Origin of the sequence: Sorangium sp. So ce1014 (genome assembly GCF_051521505.1) — a bacterium.
Lineage (GTDB): Bacteria > Myxococcota_A > Polyangia > Polyangiales > Polyangiaceae > Sorangium.
This window is the reverse complement of sequence record NZ_CP150356.1, coordinates 6997192-7015455: the sequence shown is the minus strand read 5'-3', so window position 1 is coordinate 7015455 and position 18264 is coordinate 6997192. Positions and strand designations below refer to the sequence as shown.

The window sequence follows — 18264 nt, the reverse complement described above, 5'->3', positions numbered from 1 at the left end:
TTGTAGGAGGGCGAGTCCGGATCATAGGATGAAAAACGGTAGTAGTGAACGCCAGCCCACCGCGCCGACAGAGGTATCGGCCAAGCCGCACCGTCGCCGCTTCACGGCCGAGTACAAGCTGCGGATCCTGCGCGATGCGGCGACGTGTACAGCTTCCGGTCGCACCGGCGAGCTCGCTGCGCTCTTGCGGCGCGAGGGGCTGTTCTCGTCGCACCTGACGCACTGGCGACCTGAGCAAGAGCGCGGTGCGCTTGAAGCGCTCGAACCGAAGAAGCGCGGACCGAAGGCCACGTTACCCGATCCGCGCGATCGCCTGATTGAGGATCTCAAGCGCCAGCTCTCCCGGGCCACCGCGCGTGCAGAGCACGCTGAGGCGCTCGTGGAGATTCAAAAAAACTGGCTACCTTGTTGGGGAGACCGCTGGAATAGCCGAGCAGGCAGCCTTCATGGAGACCATCGACGAACATGGCCCCCGCGTCGGCATCGCGCCGCTCAGCAGCGCTCTCGGCGTTTCGCGTGCCACCTACTACCGCCACAAGTCCCCGGTCCATGGGCCGCACAGGCCGCGGCGTTCGCCGCGAACGCTGTCGCCCGAGGAACGCCAGGCGGTGCTCGATCTGCTGCACGAGCCCCGCTTCGTCGACCTGGCGCCGGCCGAGGTCTTCGCCACGCTCCTCGACGAAGGACGCTACGTCTGCTCGATCCGCACGATGTACCGCATCCTCGCCGAGCATGGCGAAGTCCGTGAGCGTCGCGATCAGCTCCGGCACCCCCGCTACGTCGCGCCAGAGCTGCTCGCGACGCGCCCCAACGAACTGTGGTCCTGGGACATCACCAAGCTGCTCGGGCCGGTGAAGTGGACCTACTTCCACCTGTACGTCATCCTCGACGTCTTCAGCCGCTACGTCGTCGGCTGGATGGTCGCCCCGCGCGAGTCCGCCACGCTGGCCGAACGGCTCATCAGCGAGACGTGCGCGCGCCAGGGCATCACGCGTGACCAGCTCACGCTTCACGCCGACCGAGGCACGTCGATGACGTCGAAGTCCGTCGCGCTCCTCTTGGCCGACCTCGGCGTCTCCAAGACGCACTCACGTCCCCATGTCTCCAACGACAACCCGTTCTCGGAGGCTCACTTCAAGACCCTCAAGTATCGCCCTGACTTCCCTGAGCGTTTCGGATGCATCGAAGATGCGCGTGCCTGTTGCGCTGACCTCATCACCTGGTATAACACCGAGCATCACCACGGCGCCCTCGGTCTTCTGACGCCCCACGACGTGCACCACGGCCTCGCCGACGAGCGGACTGCCCACCGTGCCGCAGTCCTCGAGGTCGCCTACGAGGCCCATCCCGAGCGCTTCGTGCGAGGCCTGCCCGTGCCCCGCACCCCGCCACGAGAGGTCTGGATCAACCGGCCCAAGGCGCTTACGACCACCGGGCCTGCACTGTCCTCGGCCACGTCGCCTGCGCCCTGCGCGGGCGACGGTGCCGAGGTGCGGGAGCTCGGGGGCCGCCCCCGACGCGACGGCGTCAGAGCTACAGTAATCTCGGCCAATTGGTGTCTCAATTACATTGACATATTCCGCTTCGCCAAGGAGGAGCTCGCGTTGCGCAAGAAGACGCCGATGGTTCGTATCGCTGACACCCAGCCCGGCGAGGTCGCGCAGGTCGACTTCGGCCTCATGGTCAGGCTGTTCGACCCGGCGACGCAGCGTGCTCGCAACCTGTGGGTGCTCGTCGTGACGCTCACGTACAGCCGTTACCAGTGCGTCTGGCCGTCGTTCGAGTGGACCACCGGCGGTGTGCGCGGGCCTGCACGCGGCGTGGAGGTTCTTAGGTGCGATGGCGCGAGTAATCCTCCCGGACAACATGAAAGCCATCGTGATGCGCCCGACGAGCTCGCCCCACTGCTCGTGCCGGCCTTCCTCGGCTACGTGCAGACACGCGGGCTGTTCGTAGATGCCGCGCGTGTCAGGTCGCCGGGAGACAAGGCGCGCGTCGAGAATCAAGTCGCGTACGTGCGTAAGGGCTGGTTCGACGGCTAGTCGTTCACGAGCCTCGACGACGCGCGCGCGCAGGACGCCGCGGACGGGGCGCACCGCGCCGCTCAATGCGCGGCGGCGCACTATCGAGCCGAGCACGGCACACGGCTCGCGCTGACGCCCCACGTGCTGCTCCTGGCAGGCTGGCGGATCGAGGATCTGCTCGACTCGGCGCGGCCCGAACTCGCGCGCTTCGCTGCCTGGGCCATGCACCACCGCCGCAGGCCTGCGGCGCACCGGGTCATCCTTCGCGCCCTGGAGCTGACCGAATAGAACCTCGACGAGCCGTTGCGCGAGGCCCAGGTACGCGCGATCCTCGCCGTGCTGAGCGAGGCCATGCTTGCCACGCTCAGAAAGATGGCCATGGCCCCGACAAGATCCCCGAAACCAACGCATCGCGCCGCTTTCGGGCCCTCTTCGAGAAGCGGGGCAGGATCGAAGGGGGGGTCGAAGGCAAGCAGGAGGCCCTGCTCGCGGTCCTCACTGCTCAAGGGCTGTCGCCGATCGACCAGGAGCGGGCCCAGATCGCCCCCTGCACCAGGGGCGCTGACCTCGACCGCTGGATTGCGCGGCGACCGCAGCATCCACGAACACTGTGTTCGCGCCGATGCCGTCCAGGCCGGCGCGCCGCTCCCCCTCCGCCACGCGCTCGCGCACCTCGGACCGTGAGCCGCGGGCGCGGAAGGCAACAAGGCGCCGGAAGTCAGCGCGCTAGCGGACTGTTCGATAAGTTTTTCAAAATAGTCGCGGAGCATGCCGAACCGCCCAGCGGCGCAGCTTCGGCCGCGTCCAGGACCAGGTAATCGGGTGTGCGAAGCGCTTGTTGTACTCCCGTCAACTCGCGGAGAAGTGCTCGATGATTTCCTGCCGGCTCTTCCACTCGCCGCGCTTGAGGTAGCGCTCCGCGAAGGCCCGCAGCAACAGTTCGGATCATCGGCCTGCGCTGAGGCGCACCCCCCGGAGATTGAATGGCGAGCCGCCGACGAACTTGCAGAGGACGCCGAGCAGGGCTATACGAAAGAAACCGTCGGCCCGCACTTGTTCCCGCCGATGTTGGTGATGTGCTGTGTCCCCATATGGAGCCCGAGCCCGGGCGTCTCGGCCTTCCACGGAGACGAGTACACAACGTCAGAGCTCGTGTCGTCGACAAAGGTGGACTCGGAATCGTTCACGCTGCCGTTACACTCCGTGAAAGCCATTGGGAGCCACGTGAGCTCCGCCCCAGCGGAGCCCTCCGCAGCCTCCGAAAACCCTCTCACGGGCATCGTCAGCTCGGCCAGGTCGTTCTCGAAAGCGGCTTGACTCATGCAACCCGGCGCGATCAGCATAAGGGCTGCGAGGGCAGCCATACGAGTACCATCTGATAACATTACATACCTCATTGAGACGCGGACGTCATGGTAACGAAAATGGTGACCCGAAGGATCCTGTCGGCGTCAAGCAATAGCCGCACCATTTCCGCATCATTGCAGCCTCCGTGCCACCTCCGCGGAAGACGTGGTCGGCGCCGGAGATCGAGCTCCGCGAAGCTGTCGGCAATTCGTGTCGCAGTCGACTGCCCGAGCCGGGCAACGAGCCCGTCACCGTCGCAGCGAAGGCGCCCGCGCATCCGTCGCGGGGCCCCGCCGAACCGACTGAGCAACGATTGCCTGCGTCAGCAAAACTTGCGTACGCCCCGCGCGCCAGGTGCGCAGGTCTTGCCGTTTCCAGGTGAGTTGCGTGGCGGGGTGGGCCGACGAGGGGCGGATCCGCACGACGCGCCGCGAGCACTTCGGCCGGATCAGCGCGGCGAACCTGCGCGCCGCGCACGCCCGCATCGAGTCGGAGCAGGCGGTCGGCAAGCGGGTGCTGGAGGGCTGGGACTGACCGCGAGGGGCGCGGGCCGCTCGTCGCCGGGCCGCTCGTGGGGCCGAGGGCCCGGAAGACGCCCGGTACAGGCGGCTCGGCCGAGCGCTCGCGACGCCTGCGGGCGCGCCTGTCGCGTCTGCGGCGGAGGCGGTGCGTTCCCGCGGCGCTGCTGCGCTGCGGTGGCATGACCGAGCCGGCGTGGAAGAAGCTCGTCGAGCAGCTCAAGAACCAGGGGCACAAGAGCCCGTATCTCGACCGCCTCCGGCAGCGCCTGCCCGCCACCGGCCCGACGGACCCCGCCGGTGAAATCCTCAGGGAGATGGCTTCGACGCTCGGGCGGCCCGAGGACTGAGACTCGGCGCGAGCGCCTCCGCGCGGCGGAGGCGCTCGGTGCACGACCGAGACGAGGTTCAATCTTCACGTTTCGGTGCGATGTCACCTCTGGCCGCCGGACGAGCGCCGCGGGCGGACCTAGAGCCCCGACCGGCTTGACCTCCTCGCTTTGTCGCCTGGGAGGCGACGAGCAGGCGTCCCTGTGGCCCCGTAGACAACAACCGCGAGCGCAATATCGCTGGCAATGACGACGGTCGCGCTTGGCACAGCGCATGCTTTGCGACGCTCGACACCAGCGAAAGGATCATCCAATGAAAAAGAGCGGATTCAGGGTCGTGACGTCTATCGCTTGCTTCGCAGTCCTCACCGCCTTGAATGCGGTTGGTTGCTCTGAAGTCGATGACGTCGCTCACGAGGCGGTCGGGCAAGAGGCGCGAAACCACGGCATCAGCCGCGTCGTTCGGACGACCAACGACCTTGGCCAGACGCAGCTCGACCTCCTCGACACCAACGGGATTCCCATGGGCGAGCTCAGGTACGAGCGCTCCGACACGCTCATGAACCTCCGGCTCTCGTGGGGCGGGGACGCCTACGACGTCACTGTCGATGGTCCGCGCGGCCAGGCCCGCACCAGCATCATGATGAACGACGTTCCCGTAGTGGACACACAGGACTCGACCGGTTTCGACCGGATGCCCCTGTCGATCAAGCCCGCCCTCGATCTCGCCGCGAGCCTCGTGCTCGACGCCGGGATCGAGGGTGCGCCCGCCGAGGAGGATGAGATCGGCGCCAATACATTCGATGATGCGCAAGACAAACACCCTGCCGCGCTCGAATGTTGGGCTTGTGTCACCTCGACATGGTGCCTCATCACGACGCTCAGCTCGCGGGCAAAGATCGTCGGCCACTGGGATCCCAGGCCCATCTGCGTCGAAGAGGTGTGGGGTTGCGGCTGCTAATCGGGTCCGCAGGTCCTACCGCCGGCGCTTGACCGCCCCTGCCAAGACCGGCTGCGTCACCGACATCAATCGGATGGAGTCGGTGATGCGCAGTAGCGAACCGTCGCTTTTGCCGAGGTTGCTGGGAGGCGTGAACGCGGATCGCTTCCGCTCGGAGGGCGTGGACCCAGCGCGGGTCCAATGAATAGGCATTTGCGGGACTGCGCCTGAGCAGCAGCGGCGGCGAGGTCCCGGCGCAGTCCCGCAAACGTCGGGTTGGACCGGGCCGGTTCGCGGCCGGGCGGGGCGGTCGCGAGGGCTATGGGCTGGGCCCGATGCCCGCCCTGGTCGCACACGGAGCCTGGAAGCTCGTCAACACCAGGCCGCCCGGCTGAACGCGAGAAGGCTGGGCGAGCAAGCGACAGAGGGGGGCCGAGCGCCCGCCCGTCGCGCAGACAACACCGTGCCCGCCGTCGGTCGACGTCAAGCCCGAAGCGATCCTCGCCGAGAGCGGGCTGCTACGCGCCATGCTGATCCGGTGCGGCGTGCCGGCTGCGCGGTCATCTGGAGCGCCTGATGAACAGGTTGAGGCAGCTCCGCCGCGTCGCGACCCGATACGAGAAACGAGGCGAACAGTACCTGGCCCATGGTCAAGTCGGCGGCTGTCCGCCTGTGGTTGCGTGCGGTTGCCGACACGCCCTAACAGGATGGAGATGCCTTGCGGCTTGATCCCGTCCTTCGAGGCTCGAGCTCGAGGTGGTTTTCACTGGCGTTGCGCCGATGCCAGCGCTCGATCACGTTGACAAGGGCCGCGAGGACCCAGCCCAACGCTGCCCCGAGTCCGGGCGAAGGCTCGTCGCACAGCGTCGGTGCGACCGAGAGCCGCAGCCGGTCCTGGATGATCTCCTGAGCGCGGCGAATGGATCGTGGATCCCGGCGATCGAACCAGATGGCTTCGCCAAACGACTCGCTGGCCTCGGGGCCTTGGTCCTCCGCGGGCTCGAGGTACAGGATCCCGGTGTGTCGTCCCGGTGTGGCTGGCGGATCGATCAGCATGTTCCTGGGAAACAGCGTGATCCACGCTCGTGACAGATCGGTGGCGCAAGCGAAGACTCTCCGTTGCAGCGCGGCGCTCACCGCGGAGGCTGTGGAGTGAACGCGCCCCCCTCGGCCTCGTCCCTCCGCGTGCCGCTCGCGCGTGGCCGTTGGCCAACCTCTGCCCGCAGTCGACCCCACGCCAGCGGCGCCCCCGTTCCTGGAACTTTTCGTGCCCCGCGCATCCCCGAGCCCCCAGCCCGCCTTGGTGGCCCGCGCGGTTCGAGGGAGACCGGGGTGAAAGGCTCCTGTTCGTGTATCCTGCTGCGACAATGTGCTGCACCTTCTCCCCCGCGAGGCTCTCCAGCACCCTCCTCTATGCCGGCGATGCGCGGTGGAACGGCCTTTACGTCCACGTCCTCGCCTACCAGAACACGGCGTCGACCTCCGGCCCGAACGCCATGATCCTGCCGATTCCGGCCACACGGCTCGGCCCGCAGAACGCGGTCGACACGCGCCCGTTCCGCACCTTCCTCGAGGACATCCGCGAGGCGACGCGCCGGCCGCTCCAGCCAAGCTACGGCCCGCCGCCGTTCGCCGCGCCGCCCGCCGCCCGGGCCGTGGTCTTCGACGTGGGCAGCTATGCGGTGGTGCTCGCCGAGTCGCCGCGCGCGGTGCTCTCCGTCCTCGGGCAGGTCCCGGAGACCAAGCGGCCTGCGCTCAACGACCGCATGCTTCAGGCGTTCGAGGCCTACTACCCCGGCTGGCCGGTGGCGGTCTGTTGCTGGAACGGCAATCTCCAGCCCGAGCCGCTCCTGTGGTGGTACGAGCCCAGGTACCCGGAGTGGCTGTTCGCGCCCGCGCTCGACGCGCACGACGGCAACCCGCCCGATCTCCGGGCGACGGTCGCGGTCGATCACCACATCTCCTTTGGCTCGGCCCTGAAGCCCGAGGGCCAGCCGGTCCGTTACCGCGATGAGGCGGGGGCGCACCGGCCGCTCTTGCCCTCGAGCGTGCACGGCACGAAGCTGCAGTCCCGGATGAGCAACGGCGATTTCTGGTCGCGGCGCGACAAACTCGGCGGGCCGGCGCTGCGTTGCGTGCCGGGCGACAGGGCGGGCGCGCCGATCGCGCTGAACGGCTGGGAGGGAGCTCCACCGCCCTGGCTACCGCCGGAGCCCAGGGTGTGGAACTGGAATCCGCCGCCGCCCCGCCCGCCCATGCCGCCGCCTCCCGACGGAAAGAGGTACTGCTCGACCTGTGACTTCGTGCTCGATGCCTCGGCGAAGCTCTGCAGCACCTGCGGAGCGTGGATCGATGTCGAGGGAGCAACCCATAGCTGAGCTCGGCGGCCACGGGGCACCGCGGCTTCTCGGGTTATCTTCAGGCCGACGCACACGCCATCGAGTACACCAGTTGCCCGCAGGCTGTGGAGTGAACGCGGCCTCCTCGATGCATGGATAAGTTGCTGATACAGCGTCACTTTTCCAGGAGGGATGCGGATCGCGTAAGGTGCTCCATGTCAACCAGCGCGTGCAGCGTGGCTGCACGGTGGGACGGCCACCACGAGGGGATTGACCTTCGGATCGCGCTTGGATTTCCTGGCCCCCGTGACGCGCCCCACGATCGACCTCGCGCGCCGGCGCGCGCCTCGAACCTCTCCCGGAGGGTTCCTCTCGCGCGAGACTCGTGACTACTCTTCGCCGCGATGCGAACCCTCCCCCTCTCGCTCGCGGCCGTCTCCACCTCGCTCCTCCTCACCACCGCCGCCCGGGCCGAGATCGTCCCGGTCGCGAACGCCGACGAGCTCCTCGCCGCGCTCGAGGCCGCCGCCGCCGGCGACGAGATCGTCCTCGCCGACGGCACGTACGCGATCCCCGGCGCGGGCTGCAACGCGATGGGCACCGAGGACGCGCCGATCGTCGTCCGCGCGGCGAACCCCCACGGCGCGCGCATCGACCTCGACGCGCTCGAGGGCTTCATCGTCCGCGGCGCGCACTGGCGCTTCGAGGATCTCGACATCCACGGCGCCTGCGCGGACGACAGCAGCTGCGAGCACGCCTTCCACGTCGTGGGCGCCGCCGAGGGCTTCGTCCTGCGCGGCAACCGCATCATCGACTTCAGCTCGCAGCTCAAGGTCAACGCGTCGCTGAGCGACGGCAGCTACGTCATCCCGCACCGCGGCCTCGTCGAGGGCAACGAGATCCGCGACACGTCGCCCCGCGAGACCGACGCGCCGGTCACCAAGCTCAACATCGACACCGGCGACGACTGGGTCGTCCGCGCCAACGTGATCGCCGACTTCCACAAGAACGGCGGCAACGGCATCAGCTACGGCGCGTTCATGAAGAGCGGCGGCAACCGCGGCGTCTTCGAGCAGAACCTCGTCCTCTGCTCCGACGCGGTGCAGACCGGCGGCGTCCGCATCGGTCTCTCCTTCGGCGGCGGTGGCACCGGCAACCAGTACTGCGCTCCGGCCTTCGACGCCGACGTCCCGTGCGACCCGGAGCACACCGACGGCGTGATGCAGAACAACATCATCGTCGGCTGCAGCGACGTCGGCATCTACCTCAACAAGTCGGCGGACACGCGCCTGCTCCACAACACCCTCGTCGCGACGACCGGCATCGACTTTCGCTACGCGTCGAGCACCGGCGAGGCCGACGGCAACCTGGTCAGCGGGCGCATCCGCGGGCGCGACGGCGGCTCGTTCACCGCCGGGACCAACGTCGAGGAGATCGCGCTCGAGACGTTCCTGGCCGCGTATCAGGACCCCGAGGCCGGCGACCTGCGCCTCCTCGGCGACGTCTCGGCGTGGATCGGCGCCGGCACCGCGCGCGCCGACGTGCCGGACGACTACTGCCTGCGCGATCGGCCCGACGGCCCCACCACCCTCGGCGCTCTCGAGCATTCGCTCGGCGGCTGCGCGACGGTGCCTCCGCCCCTCGGCGGCGACTCGAGCAGCGGGAGCGGCGGCGGCCAGGGCGGCGACGATTCCGCGGGCTCTGGCGGCGGCGCCGGCACCGGTGGCGGCCCGGGCGGAGACGGCGGCGCAGCGAGCGGCGGCAACACAAACGGCAGCGGCGGCGCGACGGCCTCGGGGGGTCCGGGCGCGACGAGCGGAGCCGGCGGCAGCGGCGACGGCGCCGCCGCCGAGGACGACGGCTGCGGCTGCCGCGTCGTCGGTGCGCCGGAGACGAGCGGCCGGACGGGCCACGGGGCGTTCGCGGCGCTCGTCGTCGCGGCGGCGGTCGCGGCGCTTCGCGGGGGCCGCCCCGAGCGCCACAGGCCGTGATATTCCCCGCAGGCTGTGGAGTGAACGCGGCCTCCTCGATGCATGGATGAGTTGCTGATACGGTGTCACTTTTCCAGGAGGGATGCGGATCTCTTCGCGCCTGTCGGAGAGCTGCGCCTCATCCACCTGACGCATCTGCCGATCCAGGGCGATCAGCTCCAGCCCCACCGTGCTCAACCCCATGTGCCCCAGGAGCTCCGTGGAAACGTGGGTGACCGTTCAATGCCGTTCTCATCGGAGAAACTGTACATGGAGCAGATCACGCCAATAGCGCCAGCGCCATCGACTCCCGCCGATACTCCCGAGCCACCCCCGATTCAGGGCCCCTTGGCAGCAGTGCTGGGTCCGCGGTGAGGGAACGGACGGCACAGGCGGCATTATCAATCTGACGACAGGTTCTGGAGACTTCGGGGACGTGCCTCCGGAACCGAGAGATTCCGAGGAGCCAACCGAATGCAAGAACACGGAGCCGAGTCGCCCGGACCATGACGCTCCGTCGCAGGCTGACGCTCCGTCGCAGGCTGACGCTCCATATGAAGCGGGCCTAAAGGTGATCGGCTGTGTCGCTGCGATCTTGATGAGAAGCAAGCGGGTAATTCGAGGAGACACGTGATGGAAATTGAGAAACTGCTGGTCGATTTCTACAACGGTGCACGCATGGTTGAAGTTGTTGCCGCGTGGGCTTATGTGGTTGCGAACCGACAGATGGTTCTTGAAAATCTCGCGTCGTTCGAGAGGGCATACGAGCAGCTCGTCGAGCTTCATGCAGCGGGCAAGCTCGGCGTCGGAACGGCCGATTTCTCAGCGGGGAACCTGGGGGTGGTCAAGCGAATCAACCAGCTGATCGAGCCAGGATTGGATAGTAGCGAAGCGTGTCAAGCGGCTCAAGAGATACATGATTTGGCTGAACGATGCGCGCGAGCATTGAGAGGAAATGATAGGGTGTAGCTCTCGCCCTGACACTGCTCATCCGGTCGGCGGAGCGCGGCGCGCGGCGCGCGGCGCGGGCCGCCGTATCCCCCTGGTTGAGCTCGACCATGATGCAGGCAGCGGAGCCATCAATCGCCCGCTCGGTGTGGGGAGCCGCGCCGAGCGCTGGCACGAGCGTCAACAGGAGGTCAGGAGACGCATGAGCCACGACGGCCGCCTGTTACGTGGGCGAGTGTGCGCTCAATTTTCAGCGGCAGCGGTAGCTGGCCCTGGTGGCGCGGCGGCTGCCTCGGGCGGTGCCGGCGCTTTGGGCGGCGGCGGGCGATCGTCGAGAGCGCCGGACCATCGCTCGGGAGGAGGCGCCGACGGCGCGGCCGCGTGCGCAGAAGCTATGGATCCCGGCGGAGCAAACGGGAGGTCCCACGTGGACGACGGCGGCGCCCCGGACGTGACGAGCGCCGTGGCTGCCTTCCGCGGGCCCGTGGGCACCGGGGCCAGCACGGCGCTTCGTGTCGGCGCCGGAGGCAGCGGTTTGTCGCTGTCGGCCTGGCCTCGAGCGCGGCCGACTACGAGGATCGAGTCGGTGAGCCCGCCCATGGTGTTCGCGTAGTTGTACCGCTGCACCACCATGCCGGCGATCTCGGCGTGCCGCCCGGAGACCACGCCCTTCGTGGCGCCGACGACGACGAAGTAGACCCACCCGGCGGCGGTGCCCATGGTTCCCCAGTGGAGCTCGCCGTCCTTCCGGATCTGGTTCACGCGGCCGTAGACGTTGATCATCCTCCCGCGGGCGCCGCCGATGTCCTTGTCGGCCTCGCCCTGGGTGGTCCAGTCGAGCTTCTTCAGCTCGGCGATGCCGCACTCCTCCAGCTGGAGCGCCGCGGCGGCAACGGCCACGGCGCTGAGCTGCTCCCCGTCCGTGCCGCCCTTGGCCGCGACGTGCGCGCCCCACGCATGGCTCAGCCGGCGCAGCTCCTCCCGCTCGCGCTCGTGGGCACCGGCGGCGATGATGCCGTCTACCTGGGCCTGCGGGCACGCTGAGCCCAACATGCACGCCCGGACGGCGGAGGCCCGGTCCTCCGGCTTCGCCCCGGCGTACTGCGCCTCGTAGATGGCGCGGATGCCGACCGCTGGGTCCTGGGTGGGCACCGGCGGCGGGGGCGGCGCGCTGGGTGGCGGGGGCGCGCCCCGCTCGATGTAGGTGTTGCTGGCCGGCTCGGTGCCGCGCGCGCCTGTGACGGCTACCGCGCCGAGCGTCACCGCGATCCCGCCGAGGAGCGTGAGCCCCAGGTATTGGCGGACCCCGAGCGGCTGCCTCTTCGGCACACGGAGCGCCGCGGCGCACGCTGCGCAGTGTTTCTCGCCGGCCGGCGCTCGCATGTCGCACCGGGCGCACCTGTTCTCCACCGCCTCCATCGTCCCAGGCTATGAGCCGCGACGGAGCGTCGTCTACTGAACACGTGGAGCGCCTATCGCTTGACCAGAGTGCCGACCTGGGCAATAGGCGATCTGCTGGGCCACGTGCGCTCGGAGTGCGAGCGCGAACGGCGACCCGCAGCAAAGGCCCCGGCGCTGTATCCGCAGCCCGCGGCGTGACCGCCGAAAGAAAGGCTTCGACGAAAAGAAAGAGCGCGGCGCGCGGCGAGCGCGGCGCGGGCGCCCTCCTCGGGCACACTGGCGCGGAGGTCGAGGCGGACGTCGGCGAGCTCGGCGCGGCCGTCGTCCGCCTCGATCCGAGCTCGGGCACGTCTCCAGCCACGGCGGCCGTGGCTGAGCCGGCCTCCAAGAAGGACGCGCGGAGGCGCGTTATCACGGGCCGCAGCACATCACGGCCGTTTCACTGCGCTCCAGCTTGCCGCTCGCGATCGTGGGATCCGTCGAAGGGGCGCAGGTGCCAGGCTCGTTCTGTGTCCAAACGGACCGCATCGCCGCAATCTCTCCGTCGATCTCCGGCGTACAAATCGGATAATCCGCGTTGGAAATAGCGACAGAGCCAACCTTGTCAACGCAGTCCTCATCACTGTACAGCGCGGTTTGCACGGTGCACTTTCCCCCGCGTGGCGCGCCGCATGAGCACGGGGTACAGGTGCGAGTGTCCGTGTAGACCGGGAACTCGAAACGCGCCTGTCTTCCTCGCCAGCATTCTCCATTGTCTTGTGGAAGGTAACACACGCTGAAGACCGCGGGGATGATCTCGCTCGTGCCTGGAAGGCAAGCTCGGACGAAGCTCAGAGTCTTTCGCGACGGTGCGGGTACTGGCGCGACGGGTGAGCAATCAGCGAGCGCCGGCGGCTCGAACGTCACGGAAACATAATCGCCGCTCGTCACCGAGGAGGGGCCCGCCTTGCACGCACCGTCCCAGGAGGCGCCGCCATCGAGCGTCACGACGGGGGCGCCCCCGGGGCAACTCGACGAATTGGCGAACACCTCCGACGGTCGCACGCAGGCCGCCGGCATACACTCACATGGCTCGCATTGATCCGGTTCAGGATCCTCACCCCAGTCCGTCCACCCTTCCCACAGGATCTTGCCATCCGGATCGCAACTCAGTGCGTTTTCCTGGGAGCCGCTGTAGAACAGAATGAGCTTGCTCGGGTCCCGCTCTGGTAGGTCGTCGTCGGAGACCGGCGAGTAACAGCCGATGAGTGCCACCGTGGCCAGTGTGTAGAACGTAACCGTTCGCATCGTGCGCCTCATCCTTTGCTTCGGTCGGTCTTCATCCAGAGAAGGACGCGCGGCGACGTGCTTCTAGTGGTTGCAGCAGTACACGCGCGTTTCACCGCGCTCCAGCTTGCCGCTCGCGATCTTGGAAGCCGTCGAAGGGGTGCAGGTGCCAGGCTCGTTCTGTATCCAGGCGGACCGCATCGCCGCAATCTCTCCATCGATCTCCTCCGTGCAAATCGGATGATCCGCGTTGGAAACAGCAACAGATCCAACCTCGCCCGAGCAGTCTTCTCCCCTGTACAGCGTGGTTTGCGCGGCACACTTTCCTCCGCGTGGCGCGCCGCACGAGCACGGGGTGCACGTGCGCGTGTCCGTGTAGACCGGGAACTCGAAACGCGTCTGGTATTTACGCCAGCATTCTCCATTGTCTTGCGGGAGGTAACAGCGGCGAAAACCCGTGGGGATCATCTCGTCTGAACCTGGAAGGCAAGCACGGACGAAGCTCATCTTCTTTCGCGACGGTGCGGGTACTGGCGAGACAGGTTGACAATCGGCGAGCGCCGCCGGCTCGAGCGTCACGGAATCGTAGGAGCTGCTCGCCACCGAGAAGGCGCCGGCCGCACATGCCCCGTCCCAGGAGTCGCCACCGGTGAGCGTGAGGATGGAGTTGCCACCGGGGCAACCCGACCTGCGCGCGGACACCTTTGACGGTCGAACGCAGGCTGCCGGCGTACACTCACATGGCTCGCATTCGTCCGGCTCAGGATCCTCATCCCACGCTGTCCACCCTTCCCACAGGAGCTCGCCATCCGCGTCGCACCTCGGTGCCCTTTCCTGCCGGCCGCCGAAGAGCAGAATGAGCTTGGTCGGGTCCGGATCCGGTAGGCCGTCGTCGGGCACCGGCGAGGAGCAGCCGAGGAGTGCCAGCGTGGCCAATGTGTATGACGCAGCCGTTCGCATCGCATGCCTCATCCTTTGCTTCGGTCACTCTTCATCCGTGATGGTATGCTCGGTGCAGCAGAACACGCGTGTTTCGCCGCTCTCGATCCTGCCACCGACATAGGAAATGTTCTCCGTCGGCGGGCAAGCCCCAGGCTCTTCGTGCGCGAGGATCACATGTGCCGCTGCCAGCGGCGAGTTCGGTTGTGTATCGATGCACAGTGCGTGGGCCTCGACGCCGTTGACCAACGTCATCAGATCGGAGCAGCCTGTGTCGCGGAAGAGCAGCACATCCGCCAAACACCTTCCACCCGCTGGATCTCCGCAAGCGCATGGAGTGCATGTCCGAGCGTCGCTGATCCTCTCCTGGAACTCGAAGCGACCGGAGAAGCCTCGCGGGCATGACCCATCACCATCGGGCGCGATGCACGCCAATCCGTCGAACTCGGGAAAATCTCCTGGGACCCACGGGCAAGCGCGCGCAAATTTCCCGCTAAGGGGAGGCGGACCGAACTGCTGCAGGGGCTCGCACCGGGAGGCCACCGTTGGCGGAGCGAGGGTGATGGCAGCGAGCGCCTCATCCGGGATGCGCGGTTCGGCCTCGATGCATTCCCCTCGTTGATGCATTTCGGTGTCGAGGGTGACCGGGATCCCCTCGTCTGCGCACAGGTTCGACTCGTGGGCCGTGAACTCGGACGGCAGCACGCAGGGGGCAGGTCCACAACTGCACGTCCCGCACTCTCTCTGAGGGCTCGCAGACACATCGGCCCATCCTTCCCAATAGTCCAGCCGGCCCCGGGGACAGGATGGAGGGTTCGGATCCGGTCCAGACCAAAGCCATACCGTGTGATCCTCGGTTCGTGGTTCGGGAATGTCGAGGCCTTCACCGCAGCCGAGCAGCGCAGCCGTGCCGAGAGCAAAATAGGGTGTTGATCGCATCGTGAACCACTCCCCCTGGCTCAGTACTTGTGCGGCCCGCAAACGACGAGCCTGTTACAAACATCGCCATCATCGCCGTCCTTCGACGGCGTCTTCATGGCTTGCCGCGGGAAGGCGGCCTGGCGGTTCGTGACGGAGCGATGTGCGACGGGCGGCGGCGCTCGCGGTGCATCGGACGGCCGCGGGGGAGGCGGTGGGGTGGCTCGGAGGGCCGCACGCTGGACGACCCGCGCCAGGCGCGGCGCAGCTCTGGGGGGGGACTGCTCCCTCCGGAGGACGAGCGCTCCCGCGCTCCCGAGCAAGAAGGCGAGCGCGAGCAGGGCGCTGAGCCGGCGCGTGGGGGAGCGTCGCCCTGGGGTGCCGCTTGAACGCAGAGGGGGCGAAGGCGCCGGCGCTACCGACAGCAGCGGAGAAGGGGGAGGGGTCGAGGGCGTCGGCTGGACCGGCAGCCGCGGAGCGAGATCCGGTAGCTCGGGCGCCGGAGGCGCCGGCGGTACGACCGTGGGCGCGTAGATGGTGTGGTCCCGCGCGTCCCGCGGCGGCACCGCGCTCTTGAGCGTGTCGGGCGTGTCGGGAGGGCGCGACGCGGCGAGCGGCGGCGCGTGGGGAGCGTGGTCCTGCGCGTCCCGAGGCGGCGCGCTCCTGGCCGTGTCGGGCGCTTCGGAGGGGCGCGGCGTGGGGAGCGCGCTGGCTCGTCCCACCTGTTCACCCGAGCCGAGCGGCTCCGCCTCGTCCTCCACGGAGATCGGCGCTCCCTCGTCCGGCTTGCATCGAGCGCCGGATGGCTCGGCGAAGATGTCCACGTTGGGAGCGGCCGGCGGCTCGCCGAGCTCTCCCCATTCGCGGGCGAAGGGAGTCAGAACAGCGAGCATCGTTCGGATGCTCGGCTGCCGTCGCTCGGGGTTCTCCGCAAGGGAGTCCGTCATCATCCCCCGAAGCTCCCGAGGCAGCCCGACGGGAAAACTCGTGGGCTCGATCCACGTCGAGAGGGGGCGTTTGCACAAGAGCTCATACATGATGGTGCCGAAGCCGTAGACATCCGCGCGAAGTCCCAGGCGCCCACCGGAGAAGAGCTCCGGTGGTAGATACCCGTACGGGTCTTGACGAGCATCGTCTGAGCCGAGCTGAAAGAGCCGCACAAAGCCGAAGTGCGTTATCGCATATCGGCCGTCACCCACGACGAAGACCCGGTCAGGACTGAGGGCACCATGGATCATGGAGAGCTCATGAGCGCGCTCGAGACAGCGGCCAATGGCGATCAGCTCCTGGAGCGCGGCCGGCCCGAGATCGTACCCGCGCGCGGCGTCGAGGAGCGGGACCGCGTCGCTGAGAACGGGGGTCGCTGCCCACGCGACGGAGCCGCGCACCCCCCCGTAGAGCACGCGCACGACCTCCGGGACCTCGTCGGAGAGGCGCTGCAGGCGCGCGATCTCCTCAGCGAACGCGCCCTCATCAAGGCCCGTGCCCTCGTGGACGTGCAACCAGACGAGGTCTCCCTTGTCGCCACCCTGTCGCGCGAGGAAGTGACGGACCAGGCCGCGTTCCTCGTTGAGCAGCTCGTGGCCTTCCCAGATCTCGCCGGCGGCTACCATACAAGCTTGACCTCCGCGCCGGCGCCTCGCGGGCGGATCTCGGCCTTCCGCGGCCAGACGACATAGACGACCGTCGCGGCGCCGAGCGTTGCGCCGGCGACGAGCGCAGCCGAGCCGAAGCCACCGAACAGGCTCGCTCGAGTGTCGGCCGCGTGGGCGTCGTCGTGAAAGCGGCGGAACTGCGCGCTACTCGGGCGCATCGAGCCGTCGGTCATGCGAGCCACCTTGGCGGCCGCTTCACTCTCCGCGGCGTCGCCGGCGACGTGAAGCCCGACGCCCGCGCCGAGCAGGGCCGCCGAGGCGGCCGCGCCGGAGCCGATGATCCAGGGGTTCGGCTTGGAGCGCGCCGGCACGACCGCAGCCGGTACAGGGGCTCTTGAGGCGGAAGCCTTCGGGGCCTCGAAGGCGAGCGAGACGCGCCGCGAATCGCCTGCCGCCACCTTCACGAGCGCATGGGCTACCTGTCCCTGCTTCCCCGTCGCCGTGACCTCGTGCTGTCCAGGCGTGACGAAGACCGGGGCGCCCACGCTCACCTCGCGACCGTCGACGAGCAGCCGCGCCGTGTCCGGGGGGAGGCTGACGTGGAGCGTTGCCACGCGCTGCCGAACCGCCGCGAGATCGGCGTGCCTCTGCTCGTAGCGGCGGCGCTCGAGCTCGTTGGTCGGCGCGGGCATCTGCTCGACGCACTGGGAGAGCTCGGCCATGGCCTCCTCGAGGCGGTCGAGGCGCAAGTCGAACTGTCCGAGCTGACACACGGCCATCGGAGAGGGATCGAGGACGTTGATCCGCGCCCAGTACTCGCGGGCGCGCGGGAGATCGAGGCGCTTGGTGGCCTTCTCGGCCTCATCGATGAGCTCCTGGACCTCTCGGGAGCGTGGGGAAGGCTCCTCGGCTTGGAGGGGGAACGTGGAGGCAAGGATGGTAGCCAGGGCCGCCGCTTGCCGCAGATGGACCAGTGGATTAGACGCATGCACGGTTCACCTCGGGGCTACGAGGGGGACCACAACGCCGCGCTGGCCCAATCCAGCGCGGCGTTGCTCTTCATACCACCGTGACAGGTGCGGCCGGGCGCGCAGAAGCGCCGCGCGTCCCGCGCGATGTTTCAGCGATGCATTGCGCACGAGCGACGAAAATTCTCTCTGCGGACCGCAAAAAGCACCGCGACGGGTGACGGCTCCAGTCCCGGTCGTGACCGCGCGAGGGGGCGGTGCTCTGCATAGGCTTCAGAACAAGGCGATCGGCGCATGGAAGGCTGCGCGGCCGGCTCAGCCGTCGGCCGGCTTGGCGCAGCGCCTGCTGCCGCGTTCCCGCGGGGCCGCGCTGCCATGCCGGGGGCGCCACGGAGCTCGCCCCGCGCTCCGGCTCGGCAGCGCGGCCGAGGGAGCGCCCGTCGCCGTCGGCGTCGATCCAGAGCGGCGCGGTGGCGAGCTGGACGCGCTGCTCGCTGGATTGACCGGTGCGCTGCCGAGGGGCTCTCGACCCCTCCGGCCGCTCGTTTGGATGCCCCCCGCGCGGTCTCGACCCATCGTGGAGGCTCCTCTTGAGCCGATGGCCTGGTCGGTACCACGCCGTTTGTATGAAAAATTCATTTCTTTCGATCGTGACCTGTTCCCTGGCCGAAAAGATCCTTCGCGATGGGTCGCGACCTTTCCGCGGCCTCGTAACGAGCGCCGGCGATGGTCGTGACCTCCGTGGCACCTCCTTTTCAGGCG

14 protein-coding genes and 1 pseudogene are annotated in these 18264 nt (G+C 68.2%); 9 read left to right on the top strand and 6 right to left on the bottom strand.

Annotated elements, in window-relative coordinates:
- Window positions 1-28 precede the first annotated feature (28 nt).
- The 6 genes and pseudogenes from WME75_RS26420 to WME75_RS26395 form a co-directional block, all read left to right on the top strand.
- Window positions 29-1442, top strand: a pseudogene (locus WME75_RS26420) (IS3 family transposase); the annotation flags it as partial.
- Between the two features lie 723 nt (window positions 1443-2165).
- Window positions 2166-2312 (top strand): hypothetical protein, encoded by a 147-nt coding sequence (locus tag WME75_RS26415; RefSeq protein ID WP_437476402.1) that lies wholly within the window; start codon window positions 2166-2168, stop codon window positions 2310-2312.
- 576 nt (window positions 2313-2888) lie between these two features.
- A complete protein-coding gene (locus tag WME75_RS26410; protein WP_437476399.1) occupies window positions 2889-3341 on the top strand; it encodes a hypothetical protein in 453 nt (150 codons plus the stop codon).
- 417 nt (window positions 3342-3758) lie between these two features.
- Entirely contained in the window at window positions 3759-3905 is a 147-nt protein-coding gene (locus WME75_RS26405) for a hypothetical protein (protein ID WP_437476397.1), read from the top strand.
- Window positions 3906-4071: 166 nt separating this feature from the next.
- On the top strand, window positions 4072-4239 hold the full coding sequence (locus tag WME75_RS26400; RefSeq protein ID WP_437476394.1) for a hypothetical protein: 168 nt from the start codon (window positions 4072-4074) through the stop codon (window positions 4237-4239).
- A 292-nt stretch (window positions 4240-4531) separates the two neighbouring features.
- Window positions 4532-5179 carry a hypothetical protein gene (locus WME75_RS26395; RefSeq protein WP_437476392.1) on the top strand — a complete coding sequence of 216 codons (648 nt, stop codon included), beginning with the start codon at window positions 4532-4534 and terminating at the stop codon, window positions 5177-5179.
- A 678-nt stretch (window positions 5180-5857) separates the two neighbouring features.
- On the opposite strand, the gene WME75_RS26390 is transcribed toward WME75_RS26395, so the two are convergent.
- A complete protein-coding gene (locus WME75_RS26390; protein WP_437476389.1) occupies window positions 5858-6295 on the bottom strand; it encodes a hypothetical protein in 438 nt (145 codons plus the stop codon).
- A gap of 230 nt (window positions 6296-6525) precedes the next feature.
- Here WME75_RS26390 and WME75_RS26385 point away from each other — a divergent pair, with 230 nt between their 5' ends.
- The 3 genes from WME75_RS26385 to WME75_RS26375 all read left to right on the top strand — a co-directional run bounded on the left by WME75_RS26385 (window position 6526) and on the right by WME75_RS26375 (window position 10436).
- Window positions 6526-7536, top strand: a complete 1011-nt coding sequence (locus WME75_RS26385; RefSeq protein WP_437476388.1) for a hypothetical protein — start codon at window positions 6526-6528, stop codon at window positions 7534-7536.
- Window positions 7537-7901: 365 nt separating this feature from the next.
- Complete coding sequence (locus WME75_RS26380) at window positions 7902-9488, top strand: chondroitinase-B domain-containing protein (RefSeq protein WP_437476385.1); 1587 nt, start codon at window positions 7902-7904, stop codon at window positions 9486-9488.
- 612 nt (window positions 9489-10100) lie between these two features.
- Window positions 10101-10436 carry a hypothetical protein gene (locus tag WME75_RS26375; protein ID WP_437476382.1) on the top strand — a complete coding sequence of 112 codons (336 nt, stop codon included), beginning with the start codon at window positions 10101-10103 and terminating at the stop codon, window positions 10434-10436.
- A gap of 222 nt (window positions 10437-10658) precedes the next feature.
- Here the strand turns inward: WME75_RS26375 and WME75_RS26370 are convergent, their stop codons facing one another.
- The 5 genes from WME75_RS26370 to WME75_RS26350 form a co-directional block, all read right to left on the bottom strand.
- Window positions 10659-11744, bottom strand: a complete 1086-nt coding sequence (locus WME75_RS26370; protein ID WP_437476380.1) for a hypothetical protein — start codon at window positions 11742-11744, stop codon at window positions 10659-10661.
- A gap of 483 nt (window positions 11745-12227) precedes the next feature.
- Window positions 12228-12458, bottom strand: a complete 231-nt coding sequence (locus WME75_RS26365; protein WP_437476377.1) for a hypothetical protein — start codon at window positions 12456-12458, stop codon at window positions 12228-12230.
- A 1608-nt stretch (window positions 12459-14066) separates the two neighbouring features.
- Entirely contained in the window at window positions 14067-14312 is a 246-nt protein-coding gene (locus WME75_RS26360; RefSeq protein WP_437476374.1) for a hypothetical protein, read from the bottom strand.
- Window positions 14313-14980: 668 nt separating this feature from the next.
- Complete coding sequence (locus WME75_RS26355) at window positions 14981-16552, bottom strand: protein kinase (RefSeq protein ID WP_437476371.1); 1572 nt, start codon at window positions 16550-16552, stop codon at window positions 14981-14983.
- Window positions 16546-17526 (bottom strand): hypothetical protein, encoded by a 981-nt coding sequence (locus WME75_RS26350; protein WP_437476368.1) that lies wholly within the window; start codon window positions 17524-17526, stop codon window positions 16546-16548. The genes WME75_RS26355 and WME75_RS26350 overlap by 7 nt, the downstream gene beginning before the upstream one ends.
- Window positions 17527-18264: the final 738 nt, after the last annotated feature.